General features: G+C 64.2%; 11 protein-coding genes. 6 read left to right on the top strand and 5 right to left on the bottom strand.

The features are described 5' to 3' along the window. Positions 1-154: 154 nt before the first annotated feature. From QQK95_RS22380 to QQK95_RS22365, 4 genes are all read right to left on the bottom strand, one after another. Entirely contained in the window at positions 155-898 is a 744-nt protein-coding gene (locus QQK95_RS22380; protein WP_284277044.1) for a GntR family transcriptional regulator, read from the bottom strand. Between the two features lie 323 nt (positions 899-1,221). Then, positions 1,222-1,899 carry a ribulose-phosphate 3-epimerase gene (rpe, locus tag QQK95_RS22375; protein WP_284276587.1) on the bottom strand — a complete coding sequence of 226 codons (678 nt, stop codon included), beginning with the start codon at positions 1,897-1,899 and terminating at the stop codon, positions 1,222-1,224. 188 nt (positions 1,900-2,087) lie between these two features. Beyond that, complete coding sequence (locus QQK95_RS22370) at positions 2,088-5,939, bottom strand: DUF7929 domain-containing protein (RefSeq protein WP_284276586.1); 3,852 nt, start codon at positions 5,937-5,939, stop codon at positions 2,088-2,090. Positions 5,940-5,949: 10 nt separating this feature from the next. Next, entirely contained in the window at positions 5,950-8,187 is a 2,238-nt protein-coding gene (locus QQK95_RS22365; RefSeq protein WP_284276585.1) for an NHL repeat-containing protein, read from the bottom strand. A gap of 212 nt (positions 8,188-8,399) precedes the next feature. Between QQK95_RS22365 and dnaK the strand changes: the two genes are divergently transcribed. The 6 genes from dnaK (at position 8,400) to QQK95_RS22335 (ending at position 14,129) form a co-directional block, all read left to right on the top strand. Then, positions 8,400-10,316 (top strand): molecular chaperone DnaK, encoded by a 1,917-nt coding sequence (gene dnaK / locus QQK95_RS22360; protein ID WP_010912682.1) that lies wholly within the window; start codon positions 8,400-8,402, stop codon positions 10,314-10,316. Positions 10,317-10,539: 223 nt separating this feature from the next. After that, entirely contained in the window at positions 10,540-11,670 is a 1,131-nt protein-coding gene (dnaJ, locus tag QQK95_RS22355; protein ID WP_010912681.1) for a molecular chaperone DnaJ, read from the top strand. 150 nt (positions 11,671-11,820) lie between these two features. Next, on the top strand, positions 11,821-12,423 hold the full coding sequence (gene pmtA / locus QQK95_RS22350) for a phospholipid N-methyltransferase PmtA (RefSeq protein WP_284276584.1): 603 nt from the start codon (positions 11,821-11,823) through the stop codon (positions 12,421-12,423). 80 nt (positions 12,424-12,503) lie between these two features. Further along, positions 12,504-13,100, top strand: coding sequence for an NADPH-dependent FMN reductase (locus QQK95_RS22345; protein WP_284276583.1), 597 nt, complete (start codon positions 12,504-12,506; stop codon positions 13,098-13,100). Between the two features lie 11 nt (positions 13,101-13,111). Further along, entirely contained in the window at positions 13,112-13,825 is a 714-nt protein-coding gene (gene pyrF / locus QQK95_RS22340; RefSeq protein WP_284277043.1) for an orotidine-5'-phosphate decarboxylase, read from the top strand. Positions 13,826-13,841: 16 nt separating this feature from the next. Then, positions 13,842-14,129: a DUF1330 domain-containing protein gene (locus tag QQK95_RS22335; RefSeq protein ID WP_019862362.1), complete on the top strand. Its 288-nt coding sequence runs from the start codon at positions 13,842-13,844 to the stop codon at positions 14,127-14,129. Between the two features lie 23 nt (positions 14,130-14,152). Here the strand turns inward: QQK95_RS22335 and QQK95_RS22330 are convergent, their stop codons facing one another. Further along, a complete protein-coding gene (locus QQK95_RS22330) occupies positions 14,153-14,899 on the bottom strand; it encodes a GntR family transcriptional regulator (protein ID WP_284276582.1) in 747 nt (248 codons plus the stop codon). Between the last annotated feature and the right edge of the window lie 49 nt (positions 14,900-14,948).

Here is a 14,948-nt window from a genome sequence, read left to right as displayed (position 1 = left end):
TGGCGACGCCGGCAATGCCTTGGGGCGGCATGAGTCGGCGGCGAAGAGTTCACGTTTCCCGGCCATGCCGTCAAGGCCGCAAACAGCGGTCCAGCACCTCACATCCGCCAAAAGGCCGCGAAGGATCGCGACAAGGCGGCAAAGGAAAAGGCCGTTACCGCCGGGCGCGTTCGACCGAGGCGGCGACCTTTGAGACTTCGCCTTGCTTGAAACGTTCCATGCATATGGAAGCGGTCAGCTGGTAGTGATTAATCAGCGCCTTGACGGCCTCGTCGGCATTGCCGTCCAGCGCGCATTCGGCGATCAGCCGGTGTTCGGCGAAATCGTCGCGCTGGATGCTGTCGCCGTCATTGGCCATTTGCCGGTAGCGATAGGCGTGATCGGAAAGCTGGTCGCAGAAGCCCACCAGCCAGTGCGACCGGCAGGCCGAAATCAGCACTCGGTGGAAGGTGCGGTGCAATTTCTCCCAGTCCGGATCGAGCGACGTGGCATTTTGCGGCGAAAGACGTGAGGCGCGGCCCAGGCGATGCAGCGCCAGCACCAGCTGTTCTTCCCATTCGGCGGTGCGGTGGGCGATGGATTCGCGAAGCGCCCGCTCCTCGAGCCAGCAGCGGGTGCGCGTCAGCTCCTCGAGTTCCGCCGCACTGACCGGCATGATGAAAAAGCCACGCTGGTCGTGGCGGCCTAGAAGCCCTTCGGAGGCAAGGCGATTAAGAGCTTCACGAACCGGGGAAGCGCCGGCGCCATATTTGGAAACAACCCACTCGACCCGCAGTTTGCTTTCGGCTTCAAGAGCGCCGCCGAGAAGATCATCCCGCAATTGGTGGTAGACCGTACTGGCAAGTGTGCTCTTGGATCCTGTGCCGTCGTCGTTCAGGTTGGCAGCTCCATATGTCAAGGTTGACTCCTTGTCCCCATTTTCTCCGGGCAATGCGAGTCCGAAAGGTACCCTTTCGTACATGTACCATACAGTGTCTGCGTCAAGGGGCTCAAGCAGAAGATGGCGCTATTGTACTTAAGCACAAAGGAATATACCCCGATCTGTATCCGATTCTGGAAATTCGCGCATCTCTACAACCAGTAGAAACTTAACATGTTTTGTATGCACGCAAGATTATCTGTTTCTTGCGTGCTTGTGCGAGCATCTTTTCTGTCGCGCGCAAAGACAGCGGGCGTCCGCCCGAATCAGGGCTTTCAGCGAATCGGATTCGTGGCGGCGCGTCAGCCGGCGGCCTTGTCGGCCGCTGTCCTGATCGCCTCGATGTTGGCGCGGTAAGCTTCGACGCTGTCGCCCTTGAAGATGGCCGCACCCGCCACCAGCACATCGGCGCCGGCCGCTGTGACAAGGGGGGCCGTTTCGGGCGAAACGCCGCCGTCGATCTCGATGCGGATCGGCCGGTCGCCGATCAGCGCCTTGACCCTTCTCACCTTGTCGACGATCCCCGGGATGAAGGCCTGGCCGCCGAAGCCCGGATTGACGGTCATGATCAGGATAAGGTCGAGCCGGTCGAGCACATATTCGATCATCGTTTCCGGCGTCGCCGGATTGAGCGACACACCGGCCTTCTTGCCGAGATTCCTGATGGTCTGCAGCGAGCGGTCGAGATGCGGCCCGGCCTCGGCATGCACCGTCATGCCGTCACAGCCGGCTTCGGCGAAGGCGGCGAGATAGGGATCGGCCGGCGCAATCATCAGGTGGCAGTCGAAGAAGGCCTTCGTGCGGTTGCGGATCGCCTTGATGACGGGCGGGCCGAAGGTGATGTTGGGAACGAAATGGCCATCCATGACATCGAGATGGATCCAGTCGGCGCCCGCCGCCGCGACGGCTTCGACCTCGTCACCGAGCTTCGAGAAGTCCGAAGCCAGCACCGACGGTGCGATCAAGGTCTTTCTGCTCATCGTGCGGCCTTTCCAAGCGTCCTTTTCGTCGGGCTCTGAACCCGACTGCCTAATGCGCTCCAGATGACTTGTCGAGGGCGCAGGTAAGGGCGCCGTCTGCACCGCATGACGCGGCAGGGATTGCCGGGGACCAAAAAAGAACCCGCCGGATTGCTCCGGCGGGTTCGGGTCAGGTGTCGCACAAATGGTTACTGCTGCTGGAGCTTCAGGATTCGGTTTGGTGCCGGATCCTGCTGGTCGACCTGCGGCTGACGCCGTGGCAGCACCTGCTGCAGCTGCAGTCCCGGGTTGATCTCGAGCGTGGGCCCATTGCGGATCGGCCGGCAGTTTGGATACCGTCCGATCGTGCCCTCCGGGCAGCGCCGCTTGAAGATCGGCTGGCACTGGCCATTGATCATCTGGGTGCCCGGCGCGCATTCCGTCTGTTGCCTGGGCTTGCGGCATGCGCCGTCAATCACCTCGGTCCCGCGCGGACAGACACACTCGCCGCGCTTGTTGTGGACCTGGCCACGTATGTCGCATTGCTGCTGTTGCGGCTGCGGGCGCCGGCATGCGCCGTCGATCACCTCGGTCCCACGCGGGCAGACGCAATCGCCATTGGCATCGTGGACCTGGCCGCGGATGGCGCACTGCTCGGGCTTCGGCCGGACCGGCCGGCAGGCCCCGTTGCGCACCTCGGTGCCCTGCGGACAGACGCAATCGCCATCGGCATTGCGGATCTGGCCGGGGATGCGGCACTGCTGAGGCTTCGGCCGCACCGGACGGCAGGCGCCGTTGCGCACCTCGGTCCCCTGCGGGCAGACGCAGTCGCCATCGGCATTGCGGATCTGGCCGGGGATGCGGCACTCCTGGGGCTTCGGCCGGATCGGACGGCAGGCGCCGTTGCGCACCTCGGTCCCTTGCGGGCAGACACAGTAGCCGTCGGCGTCGTGGATCTGGCCGCGGATGGTGCACTGCTCGGGCCTGTCGGTCCTGACGCACTGGCCGTTTTCCAGCGCCGTGCCGCGCGGGCAGATGCAGCGCCCGTCCTCGGTGCGGATCTGGCCTTCGAGCAGCACGCAGCGCTTCGGCGGCGGCGGTGGCGTCGGCAGAATGTTGGTGCCGCCGCCGGTGCACTGGCCGTTGCGGAAGGTGGTGCCTTCCGGGCAGACGCAGCGGCCGGCGTCGTTCATGACGAAGCCTGGCGAGCATTCCTTCTTCACCTCGTGGGTGATGATGAAGGGATGGCATGCATAGGCCTTGCCGCGATCGCCCTGCGCATTGGCCGCATCCTTGGACAGCACGTCGCCGCCGCCCTGCACCCGCGTGTCGGGAGACAGGACGCCAACGCAGTTCTGGCCGTTGACGTTGCCCTGCGAATTGGCCAGGCGCCCGTCGTCGGGAATGACCACGGTGACATGGTGCGACTGGCTTTCGCCGGCGCCGAGCGTCAGGTTGGCAATGCAGGACAGAGGCAGGGTTGCCGGTTCGGGCGAGCAGCCGAAGGGCGGCTCGATCGAGGTGATCGCGACGCCGTCCAGCCGGCCGAGACCTTCCACGCCGATCGCATCGCCGATGCGGACCGGGCCGGAGAAGGGGCTCGTCCCGTCATTGGTGATGGTGATGTCGAACGAGCAGGGCTGTCCGAGCCGGCATTCGCGGTCGCCGGTCTTCTCGACGCGGATGGTCGAAGAGCCGCCGCCCTTGGCGCAGGCCTGGCCGATCGGATAGACGATGTCGTCGCCCGGCGCCGGTCCGTAGGAGCCGCGCGCACAGTTCTCGAATTCGCCATTGGCCGAGACCGTGACGTCGAAGTGCCTGCTGGTTCCGGGCGTCATGACGGCGCCGGGAATCTGGCACGACAGCGTGTTGGCCGGAACCGGTCCGCACGCCCATTCCGCGCCGTCAGGGGTGACGGTCTGGATCTGGACGGGCGCGCCGCCCGATACCAGGGTGGCGGCATCGTTGACCCGCACCGGACCGGTGGGGGCTGCCGTGCCGGCGTTGGAGACGGTGATGCGGCAAGAGACGACCGCGGCACCGGCCAGCGAGCCGTTGCACACCTTGGTGATGCGCAGGCCAGGCTTGCCGCCATTGGGACGACGGATGCGTTCCTTGGCGCAGGCCTTGTTGTTGGTGAGGTCGACCTCACCGGGAATGGCCTTCACCGCGGCGCAGTTCTCGACCGTATCCGACTGGTAGCCGGCCGGCATGACCGCCTTGACGACGATCGGCGTCGAGGCGCCCGCGGGCAGCGAGATGCCGGCATTGTCGCAGCGGAACTGGCCGGGGCCGTTCGGACCGCATGTCCAGGGCGGGCTCGGCCCGAAGGTCGAGGAGCTCGGTGCGCCGCCAGGATAGTTGTCGATCACCGTCAGCGGCCCGTTATAGGTCGACGTGCCGTTGTTGATGATGTCGATCACGAAGTAGCAGACGCCGTCCGGCGTGCAGACCGGGATGCGCGCGCGCTTCTTCAGAATCAGGTCGACCTTCTTCTCGACCGGCGGCTGGCAGTCGCGGTCACGATCGCCACGGCGGCAGATCGGGATCGAGGCGCAGCCACGGTCGTTCGACTGGCTGCCGAACAACGGCTTGCCGCTGGCGGCATAGTTATAGGTCGCGCAGTTGCGGAGAACGTTGCCTTGCCAGCCCCCGGCCGGCTTGAAGCCGAGCTTGAGGTCGACAAAGGCCCCCGGATTGAGCGTGGTCACCGGATAGGTGCATGTCATCGGGGTGGTGCCGGGCACGCAGACCCAGGGCGGATTGGGCCCTGAGCTCAGCGTCGAGCCGGCCGGCAGCGTCACCTCGTCGAGCACGATCTTGCCGTTGTAGGGCGCGGTGCCGACATTGGTGACCCTGATGGTGAAGTCGCAGCCGCCGGCCATGGTGCAGCGCGGGACGTCGGCGCGTTTCTCGACCTTGAGATCCGGTTCCTTGTCCTTGGGCGGACACCTCTGGTCACGCGGGATGACGATGTCGATGGTCTGCGTGCAGCACAGGCCCCAGCCTTCCTTCGGCCCGGCATAGGTCTCGATGCCGGTGACGATGAGGTGGATGACGTCGCCGGGCGACGCGCCGACGATCTTCCAGTTGAGCACACCGCCGCCCACCGGCACCAGCTGGGTGTCGGGGATGATGGTGATCCCGGGCGTGGTGGTCGACACCTGCACCCACTTGCCGCCCATCTCCGGGCCGACCGGCATGTGGTAGATGAAGGCGCCGCCGCCGGGCACGCAATCGACCGTGCCGCGTTCCACCTTGAAGCATTCCTTGCCGGGAGGTGGCGGTGGCGGGTTGCATTTGGTGACATCGATCTTGATCGAGGTCTTCACGCCGGTCTTGTAGTCGCCATCATCGGGCTTGCTCGGATCCTGCGACGGGATGATGGTCCCGGTGCCGGCTTCGTTGCTCACCTTGATCAGGCCCTGATTGTCGATGATCGTCGGCGCGGGAAACGCCGCGTGGTCGATCTTGGCCGTGATCTGGAAGTTGATGACGCGTTCATTGGCGGCACCGGCGCCGTCGAGATCGGCGGCGGAGAGCCGGAAGTCGGACACCGTTGCCGTGTCGTCGGGACCCGCCGAATTGCTGATCGTCGCGCCCGGCAACGGTCCGCCGGAGGAATCCGTGCCGTCGCCGGATACGTTGACGTTGACGATGGCAAGGCCGTGCGGAAGCTGGTCCTTGAACTCGATCTTGAGTTTCTTCAGCAAGCCCACCAGGCCCGGGTCGGCAAAGCCCTGCGGGTCGCCGCGCAGGCCGAAGCTCAGTGAGTAGACGACATAGTCGCAGCCTCTCTGGGTGCCTGTCTTGGTGAAGAACGGGACGACCCGTTCCGGCCTCGGATTGACGACGCGCGAATTGTCGAGGTCGAGCCTCAGTTCCGGTGTGATCGGAGCGGCGTCTTCCGCGTGGCTTTGCACAGGGGTTAGCATGGCGACCGCGATACCGGCCGCCATCAGCCAGCGCGCGCCGCGCCTGGCGTATGACAGGGGTTTCATGATCGTCTCCACGACGGTTGTTTTGTTTTGCGCGAGCGGAGAGAGTGCGAGATTATTCATCTTCCCCTCCTCAACGTTCGCAGCTGACGGCTGGGGTGCGGAGCGGCAAGGTCATCTTGCAGCAAGGGTAGTAGCCACCCTTGTCCTTGTCGGACTTCCTGTAGAAGCAAAGTCCAACATCCACTCTGTCGCCCGGATAGTGGCCGGTGATGTTGATCGTGTACGGCGTGCCGGGCGCATGCGACATGGGTGACGTCACCCCGACGCCTGGCGTCCTGGACTGGGCCTTGATCGAATCGCCGCCGAAGCCGGCATGGTCATGGAGATAGAGATCGGCCTCGAGGCCCGAAGGCGTGCAGTAATACTGGACGTCCTCGACATCGAGACAGGGAGGCAGATTGCCGGGCGGTGGGAAGTCCGGCGGATAGAAGGGTGGCAGATAGCCGCCCGGGATTTCTTCATAATAGCCGGCGCGGCCCTCGCAGGGGTGCCAGACGGCGACGTCGCCGACATGGCCTTCCACTTCCGGATCCTCGAAATAGCCGTCGAAGTCGACGAACCAGGAACCGAAGGGCGGCACGTTGGCCGGCTTGACCAGGTCCTTGGGCGTGATCTGCACGCCATGCACGGCGAGCGGCCCGCCGGCGGCGAGCTGCTCGGCAAGCGTCGGATTGTCGCGCAATTTGTCACCGGTGTTGACCAGCGTCTGCGTGCACACCGAAGTGTCGAGATTGCCGTCGGCGTCATAGCCATATTGCAGGTCGAGGCCGCCGGCCGACTGCCGGTTGCCTTGCGGAAAGCCGACCGCATATTCCTGCGGCACTTCCACCCAGACCGATTCCGTTGCCGGATCGTCCGGATTCTCATGCCAGTAGCGGATGACCTCGCCTTTGCCGGAATCGGCGAACTGGCTGTAATCATAGCGGTTTTCGACCGGGCCGCGCTGGGCGAGATACATGAAGCCGCTGTTGTCGAAGGCAATGTCGGTGACGGCATAGTCCTTGTCGGCCTTGACCGTCAGTTCCCAGCGCGGGTCGCCGGCGAAGCTGCCGTCGCGGGCAATGCCCACCGACCAGATTTCCGACTTTTCGCCGACCGAATAGTAGAGCCGGCCGCCATGATAGGAGACGGCCCAGACGCGGCGCTCGTCCTGGGTATAGCCCCAGGTCTCGGGGTCGTCCGTGTCGAAGGCGGCGCCCTGAATGTCCATCACCGCGCCATCGTCGGCGACGGGAGCCAGACCATGCGCCGGGCGCCCGGCGACACCATGATCGAACGTGTCGATCAGCCTGCCGGTAGCGTCGATGCGATGGATCAGGCCGGTGTCGAGGTCCGAGGCGAAGAACTGGCGGTGGTTGGGATCGAAGGTGAGATTGCCGATGCCGGGACCGCTGTTGCTGTCGATATCGGCGAATTTGGCGACCTGACCGGTGATGCCGTCGATCTTCCAGATGGTGCCGGGTCCGCCGCCGTTTTGGGTGCCGAACTGGCCTTCCATGAAGGTGGCGCCCGCCGTGCCGCGGCGCTGCCGCTCCGGCCGGCCGTCGCTGTCGGCGTCAGGCGTGACGATGCGGATGCCGTGCAGCGAGGTGGCGGCGGCGTAAAGGTTCGGAACCCCCGACGGAACGCCGTCGCGCACGCCGTCATCATAGGTGAGGCCGAAAACCTGGCCGATCTGGCCTGATGTCACCTCGAAGGGCGGCGGGGTGAAGACGAGCTGGCCCGAGGCCGGGCCGCCGAGGTGCGAAACGTCGAAAACGCGCAAGGTGGCGCGCGTGGTGTCGATGAAGGTTTCGTCGACCGGATCGACCCCGGGCGGCAGGCCTTGATCGAAATTGGGGATGACGGTGCCGGAAAATCCTGTGACCGCCATCGAACCGGGGTAGATGATCTGGGTGTCCTGCGCCCGGGCGGCGCCGCCAAGCCAAAGGCCGGCGGCCAGGGCAAATGCAAGAAATCCGCCGGCTGCCTTGATCAGGCGGTGCAAACGGCTTGTGCGAGAAGACACGAACGGGCCGTGATCGCAAGACATGGAACTCCCCCCGAAGTCTACGGGAGGAACCTCCAGCTGTGCCGCGCGAACCAGGGCAAGGCGCGGCGGTCCGGCTCGTTCTTCCCTGCTCGAATTGTCTGCTTTCCTCATCGTCACGATACGCCTGCTCTTACGCAGGGTCAACGGAATCAGCGGGAAGCCCAGCGCATCGACCCCGTCCCGAAGGCGGTGGTCGCGCCGAGCTCCTGTTGTTCCCGGAGACCTCAGAGCCTCTGGGTTGCTGGTCATGGGGGCATCCTTTCCGGGCCGCACCATGCGGCACCTGGACCTCAGTCGCGGGCGGAGGTGGAAAGGTTCACGGAAGCCTTGCGCAGAATGCTTGCGCCCGATGCTGCCTGTTCTTATATACGCGCCAAGCCGTGCGGCGCCGCAACACCGGTGGCCGGACGGGATTTCTTATGAACAGGGGCTTTCGTCGGAACGCCTTCATGGGTCCTGAAAGCCTGCTTAGAGGAGAGACTAGAAAAATGGCAAAAGTAATCGGTATCGATCTCGGCACCACCAATTCCTGCATCGCCATCATGGATGGCAAGGAGCCCAAGGTGATCGAGAATGCGGAAGGCGCGCGCACGACGCCTTCCATCGTCGCCATCTCGGGCGACGGCGAACGTCTGGTCGGCCAGCCGGCCAAGCGCCAGGCGGTCACCAATCCTGAAAACACCATCTTCGCGGTCAAGCGCCTGATCGGCCGCCGCTATGACGATCCGGTGACGGAGAAGGACAAGAAGCTTGTCCCCTACAAGATCGTCAAGGGCGACAATGGCGATGCCTGGGTCGAGGCCGGCGGCAAGAAACAGTCGCCCAGCCAGATCTCGGCCATGATCCTGCAGAAGATGAAGGAAACGGCGGAAGCCTATCTCGGAGAAAAGGTCGAGAAGGCGGTCATCACCGTTCCGGCCTATTTCAACGACGCCCAGCGCCAGGCCACCAAGGATGCCGGCAAGATCGCCGGCCTCGAAGTGCTGCGCATCATCAACGAGCCGACGGCTGCCGCGCTCGCCTACGGCCTCGACAAGAAGGATGGCAAGACCATTGCCGTCTATGACCTTGGCGGCGGCACGTTCGACATTTCGGTGCTCGAAATCGGCGACGGCGTGTTCGAGGTGAAGTCGACCAATGGCGACACCTTCCTCGGCGGCGAGGATTTCGACATGCGCCTGGTCGAGTACCTGGCGGCCGAGTTCAAGAAGGAACAGGGCATCGACCTGAAGAACGACAAGCTCGCCTTGCAGCGCCTCAAGGAGGCCGCCGAAAAGGCCAAGATCGAGCTGTCGTCCACCACGCAGACCGAAATCAACCTGCCCTTCATCACCGCCGACGCGACCGGCCCGAAGCACCTGACGCTGAAGCTGACGCGCGCCAAGTTCGAAAGCCTGGTCGAAGACCTCGTCCAGCGCACCATCGACCCGTGCAAGGCGGCGCTCAAGGATGCCGGCCTGAAGGCTGGCGAGATCGACGAAGTGGTCCTGGTCGGCGGCATGACCCGCATGCCCAAGATCCAGGAGATCGTGAAGCAGTTCTTCGGCAAGGAGCCGCACAAGGGCGTCAACCCGGATGAGGTCGTCGCTCTCGGCGCCGCCATCCAGGCCGGCGTGCTGCAGGGCGACGTCAAGGACGTGCTGTTGCTCGACGTGACGCCGCTGTCGCTCGGCATCGAGACGCTGGGCGGCGTGTTCACCCGGCTGATCGAGCGCAACACGACGATCCCGACCAAGAAGAGCCAGGTGTTCTCGACCGCCGAGGACAGCCAGTCGGCCGTGACCATCCGCGTCTTCCAGGGCGAGCGTGAAATGGCCGCCGACAACAAGGCGCTCGGCCAGTTCGACCTGGTCGGCATTCCGCCGGCGCCGCGCGGCGTGCCGCAGATCGAGGTCACCTTCGACATCGACGCCAACGGCATCGTCAACGTTTCGGCCAAGGACAAGGGCACCGGCAAGGAGCACCAGATCCGCATCCAGGCCTCGGGTGGTCTTTCGGACGCCGACATCGAGAAGATGGTGAAGGACGCCGAGGCCAATGCCGAGACCGACAAGAAGCGGCGCGCGGTGGTCGAGGCCCGCAACCAGGCCGAGGCGCTGGTGCATTCGTCCGAGAAGTCGCTGAAGGAATATGGCGACAAGGTCTCGGAAGCCGAGCGCACGGCGATTTCCGATGCGATCGCTGCGCTGAAGACCGCCGCCGAGGGCGACGACGCGGCCGACATCGAGGCCAAGAGCCAGGCGCTTGCCGAAGCTTCGATGAAGCTTGGCCAGGCCATGTACGAGGCCTCGCAGAAGGAAGCGGCGGAAGCCGACGCCAAGGCGGACGCCGCCAAGGACTCCGACGTGGTCGATGCCGATTTCGAGGAAATCGACGAGGACGACGACAAGAAGAAGTCGGCCTAAGCCGCCTGACGGCAAGATAAAGCGGAAAGCCCGGCGTAAAGCCGGGCTTTTTTGCAACCCTCGCTGAAAAAAGTGCGGGTCCTGCCGAAAAAATCACTGAAAACCACGGACAAGTTCGCGCCGGCCCTAGCATCGGGGCAGCACCGCTCCTAAATCGAGGCGACGTGCCGGCAAACGACGCAACAATGCATCAAGACGTTGAGCATCCGGACAGCGGGAAAAAATGAAAGCTGATTTCTACGAAACGCTGGGCGTGCAAAAGGGCGCCGACGAGAAGGAGCTCAAGAGCGCTTTCCGCAAGCTCGCCATGCAGTTCCATCCTGACCGCAACCCCGGCGATCATTCCTGCGAGCACAAGTTCAAGGAAATCAACGAAGCCTACGAGACGCTGAAGGACCCGCAGAAGCGCGCGGCCTATGACCGTTTCGGCCACGCCGCCTTCGAACAGGGCGGCATGAATGGCGGAGCGCAAGGCTTTGGCGCTGGCGGCTTCGCCGACATCTTCGAGGATATTTTCGGCGACATGATGGGTGGGCGCCAGCGCCGCTCGTCGGGCGGCCGCGAGCGCGGCGCCGACTTGCGCTACAACATGGAAATCTCGCTGGAAGAGGCTTTCGCGGGAAAGACCGCGCAGATCCGCGTGCCGGCCTCGATCTCCTGCACGGAATGCTCCGGCAGCGGCGCCAAGCCCGGCACCCAGCCGGTGACCTGCTCGATGTGCCATGGCCATGGCAAGGTGCGCGCCACGCAAGGCTTCTTCTCGATCGAGCGCACCTGCCCGCAATGCCAGGGCCGCGGCCAGACGATCAAGGATCCGTGCCCGAAATGCGCCGGCCAGGGCCGCGTCACCGAGGAGCGTTCGCTGTCGGTCAACATTCCGGCCGGCATCGAGGACGGCACCCGCATCCGCCTTGCCAATGAGGGCGAGGCCGGCCTGCGCGGCGGGCCCTCGGGCGATCTCTATATTTTCCTGGCGGTGAAGCCGCATGAATTCTTCCAGCGCGATGGCGCCGACCTCTATTGCAAGGTGCCGATCTCGATGACGACGGCCGCCCTTGGCGGCTCCTTCGAGGTGACGACGCTGGACGGCACCCAGACCAAGGTGAAAGTGCCCGAAGGCACGCAGAACGGCCGCCAGTTCCGCCTCAAGGGCAAGGGCATGCCGGTGCTGCGTCAGCCCAATGTCGGCGACCTCTACATCCAGACCGCCGTCGAGACGCCGCAGAACCTGTCGCGGCGCCAGCGCGAGCTGCTGGAGGAGTTCGAACAGCTCTCCTCGCAGGACAATTCACCCCAATCGAGCGGGTTTTTCGCCCGCATGAAGGATTTCTTCGAATCCTTCGGCGAGCGTTGATGGTGCAAGAACGGCGCGGGAATGCATGAAACGCGAAGAGTCGTGAGACGCGACTAAATCTATCTTATCCACGACATGCGTCTCGCAACGCCTTGCCTTGCGTCAACCAGGTGTTAAGTAGCTTTGCGGGGAGCCTTGAGGAGAGCTTGCATGACACGTGGTCACGGACTGCGGAAGGCGCTTGCCGAGAAGTTCGACGACGAACTCAAATTCTTCAAGGGCTGGATCGACAAGCCGAAGACGGTCGGTTCGATCGTGCCAACCAGTTCGATCACCGCGCGCAAGATGGCCTCGATCGTCAATCCCAAGTCCGGCCTGCCGGTGCTTGAGGTCGGTCCCGGCACCGGCGTCATCACCCGCGCCATCCTCGCCCAGGGCGTACGGCCCGAGAACCTCTATGCCGTGGAATACAACACGGATTTCGTGCGCCATCTGCGCCAGCTCTATCCCGGCGTCAACGTCATCGAGGGCGACGCCTTCAACCTCAACGCCACGCTTGGCGAGAGGAGCGGGATGATCTTCGATTCCGTCGTGTCCGGCGTGCCGCTGCTCAATTTCCCGGTCGCCCAGCGCATCGCCTATATAGAGAGCCTGCTCGACCGCATCCCGGCGGGCCGCCCGATCGTGCAGCTGACCTATGGCCCGATGTCGCCGATCCCGGCCGGCCGCGGCGACTATACGGTCAAGCATTTCGATTTCATCTTCCGCAACATCCCGCCGACCCAGCTGTGGATCTACCGAAGAGAGGGATAAGGGAATAGCCAGTAGGGAATAGTCAGGAACCGCTCATCTCCTACTGCCTATTCCCCACTGCCTACTCTCTTTGCGAAGCAATGGCAGTGATCCCGAAAATCCTCGTCTTCGCCGGCTCGGTGCGCAGCGGCGCCTATAGCGGCAGGACCGCCGATGTGGCGCAGAAGGAACTTGCGGTGCAAGGCGCCGAGGTGACCCGCATTTCGCTCGCCGATTATGCCTTACCGATCCTCGACGAGGATCTGGAGAAGGAGAAGGGTGTCCCGGAAAACGCCGTCAAACTCGGCCGCCTGATATCAGCCCATGACGGACTGCTGATCGCCACGCCCGAATATAACGGCTCGATCCCGCCACTGCTCAAGAACACTATCGACTGGGTGAGCCGGGTGCGCCGCGATGGCGGCCGATCGGTCAGGCCGCTTGCCGGGAAGGTCGCCGGGCTGTGCTCATCCTCCAACGGCCATTTTGCCGGCATACGCTGCATCAACCACCTGCGCGCCGTGCTGGTACGCTGCCAGATGGAGGTGGTGACACCGGAATGCTCGGTGCCGGACGGCGGCAACGCCTTCGACGAAGGCGGCAATTTCCGTGACGAAAGACTGTACAAATCGATGGAGCATCTATGCCGCACGCTGATCGAAACCTCGCGCATGCTGTCGACCCGGGTCGAGGCGTGACCGCCGCGACCATGCAGGCCAAATCCATCCAGGCCCAGACCATCCAGGAAAGACTGATCGTCGGCCTCGACGTGCCGACCGTGCGCGAAGCCGAGCAGGCGGTGCGGGAGCTCGACGGCGTCGTCTCCTTCTACAAGATCGGCTATCAGCTGGCCTTCGCCGGCGGGCTCGACTTCGCCAGGGAACTGGCGAGCGGCGGGACCAAGATCTTCCTCGACATGAAGCTGCTCGACATCGACCATACGGTGGCCAAGGGCGTCGAGAACATCGTCAAGATGGGCATGACCATGCTGACGATCCACGCCTACCCCAAGGCGATGCGTGCGGCGGTGGAAGCGGCCAGGGGCAGCGACCTTTGCCTGCTCGCCGTCAGCGTGCTGACCTCGATGGACGAGCAGGACATGATCGATGTCGGCTATGAATACGACCCGCACACGCTGGTGCTGAGGCGCTCGGAACAGGCACTGCATGCCGGCATGGGCGGCATCGTCTGCTCGGCCGCGGAAGCCGAGGCGGTGCGCCGCATCGTCGGACCCGACATGGCGGTGGTAACGCCCGGCATCCGGCCGGCGGGCAGCGACCATGGCGACCAGAAACGCGTTGTGACGCCGGCGCAAGCGATCCGCAACGGCGCCAGCCATCTCGTCGTCGGCCGCCCGATCGTCGCGGCAACCGACCGCCGCGCGGCGGCGCAAGCGATAGTCGACGAAATGCGCTCTGCTTAGAACAAGGGAGAGAACAATGCCGAAGGGATACTGGATCGCCCGCGTCGATGTGCGCGATGCCGAAGGCTACAAGGAGTATATCGCCGCTTCGAAGCTCGCCTTCGACCGTTTTGGCGCGAAATTCCTGGCGCGCGGCGGAGCCCACGAGTTGGCCGAAGGACCTGGCCGCGCCCGCAACGTGATCATCGAATTCGAATCGCTGGCGATCGCGCATGACTGCTACCACTCGCCGGAATATCAGCGCGCGGTTGCCATCCGCCAGAAGGTCGCCGACGGCGAGATCGTGCTGGTCGAAGGGGCTTGAAGCCTATCCCGGTCCAACAGGTTTCAGACGAAATCCTGAAGGTTCACGTCCCGCAGCTTGGCCCCGCCAAGCAGGGCTCCGACCAGCTGTTGCTTGAGGGCAAGGCACTGCGAGCGGGCAAGTTTCACGATGCCGGGAACGTCGCTCTTCTCGCAGGCCTGCAGCAATTGCTTCTGCTGTTCGATGATCAGCGGCATGAAATCGCGTGACTTGAAGCCGAGATGGAGCGTCCGCTCCGACTGGTCGAGGATCTGGCTGAGCAGCTGTGCCAGCCGCAAATTGCCGGAAAGCTCGGCGATCGCCAGGCGAAAGGCACGGTCGGCCGCGAGAAACGCGACAGGGCTGCGCAGCGTCTCGGGCTTCAGCACCTTTCTCGCCGCCAGCCTGATCTCGTCCAGTCCGCGCTCGGTGATGCCCGTGGTGGCAACCCGGAAGACTTCCGGCTCGACCAGGCCGCGCACGTCGAAGATCTCGTTGACGTCGCGCAGGGTCAACGTGGTGATGACATAGCCGCGGCGCGGCTCGCTCCTGACCAGTCCTTCCTGCATGAGCCTGGCAAGCGCGGAGCGGATCGTCGCCTTCTTGATGCCGTAGCGCGCCTCGATCTGCTTTTCGGTCAAGGCCTCACCGGGCGACAGGACGCAGGCGACGATATCGCTCTTCAGCTGTTCGTAGGCTTGTTCGCTGCGCAGCACATCCGCCGTCGACAGCGCCGGCGTCCCGTCCGGGGACGCGGCCGATTTCGATGGCGTGGCTTTTGTCGGCCTCATGCTTCTCCCGCTTTGCATCGGCCTTGACATTGGCCATCTTAGCTATGCT

Origin of the sequence: Mesorhizobium huakuii, assembly GCF_030160235.1 — a bacterium.
Classification (GTDB): Bacteria; Pseudomonadota; Alphaproteobacteria; order Rhizobiales; family Rhizobiaceae; genus Mesorhizobium; species Mesorhizobium huakuii.
This window is presented reverse-complemented; position numbering and strand designations above follow the sequence as displayed.

What these genes read in the sequence shown, in the direction of transcription:
- QQK95_RS22370 (WP_284276586.1), bottom strand. Translation starts at nt 5,939, where the DNA reads ATGAATAATCTCGCACTCTCTCCGCTCGCGCAAAACAAAACAACCGTC.
- dnaJ (WP_010912681.1), top strand. Translation starts at nt 10,540, where the DNA reads ATGAAAGCTGATTTCTACGAAACGCTGGGCGTGCAAAAGGGCGCCGAC.
- pmtA (WP_284276584.1), top strand. Translation starts at nt 11,821, where the DNA reads ATGACACGTGGTCACGGACTGCGGAAGGCGCTTGCCGAGAAGTTCGAC.
- QQK95_RS22345 (WP_284276583.1), top strand. Translation starts at nt 12,504, where the DNA reads ATGGCAGTGATCCCGAAAATCCTCGTCTTCGCCGGCTCGGTGCGCAGC.
- QQK95_RS22335 (WP_019862362.1), top strand. Translation starts at nt 13,842, where the DNA reads ATGCCGAAGGGATACTGGATCGCCCGCGTCGATGTGCGCGATGCCGAA.
- rpe (WP_284276587.1), bottom strand. Translation starts at nt 1,899, where the DNA reads ATGAGCAGAAAGACCTTGATCGCACCGTCGGTGCTGGCTTCGGACTTC.
- QQK95_RS22330 (WP_284276582.1), bottom strand. Translation starts at nt 14,899, where the DNA reads ATGAGGCCGACAAAAGCCACGCCATCGAAATCGGCCGCGTCCCCGGAC.
- dnaK (WP_010912682.1), top strand. Translation starts at nt 8,400, where the DNA reads ATGGCAAAAGTAATCGGTATCGATCTCGGCACCACCAATTCCTGCATC.
- QQK95_RS22365 (WP_284276585.1), bottom strand. Translation starts at nt 8,187, where the DNA reads ATGGTGCGGCCCGGAAAGGATGCCCCCATGACCAGCAACCCAGAGGCT.
- pyrF (WP_284277043.1), top strand. Translation starts at nt 13,112, where the DNA reads ATGCAGGCCAAATCCATCCAGGCCCAGACCATCCAGGAAAGACTGATC.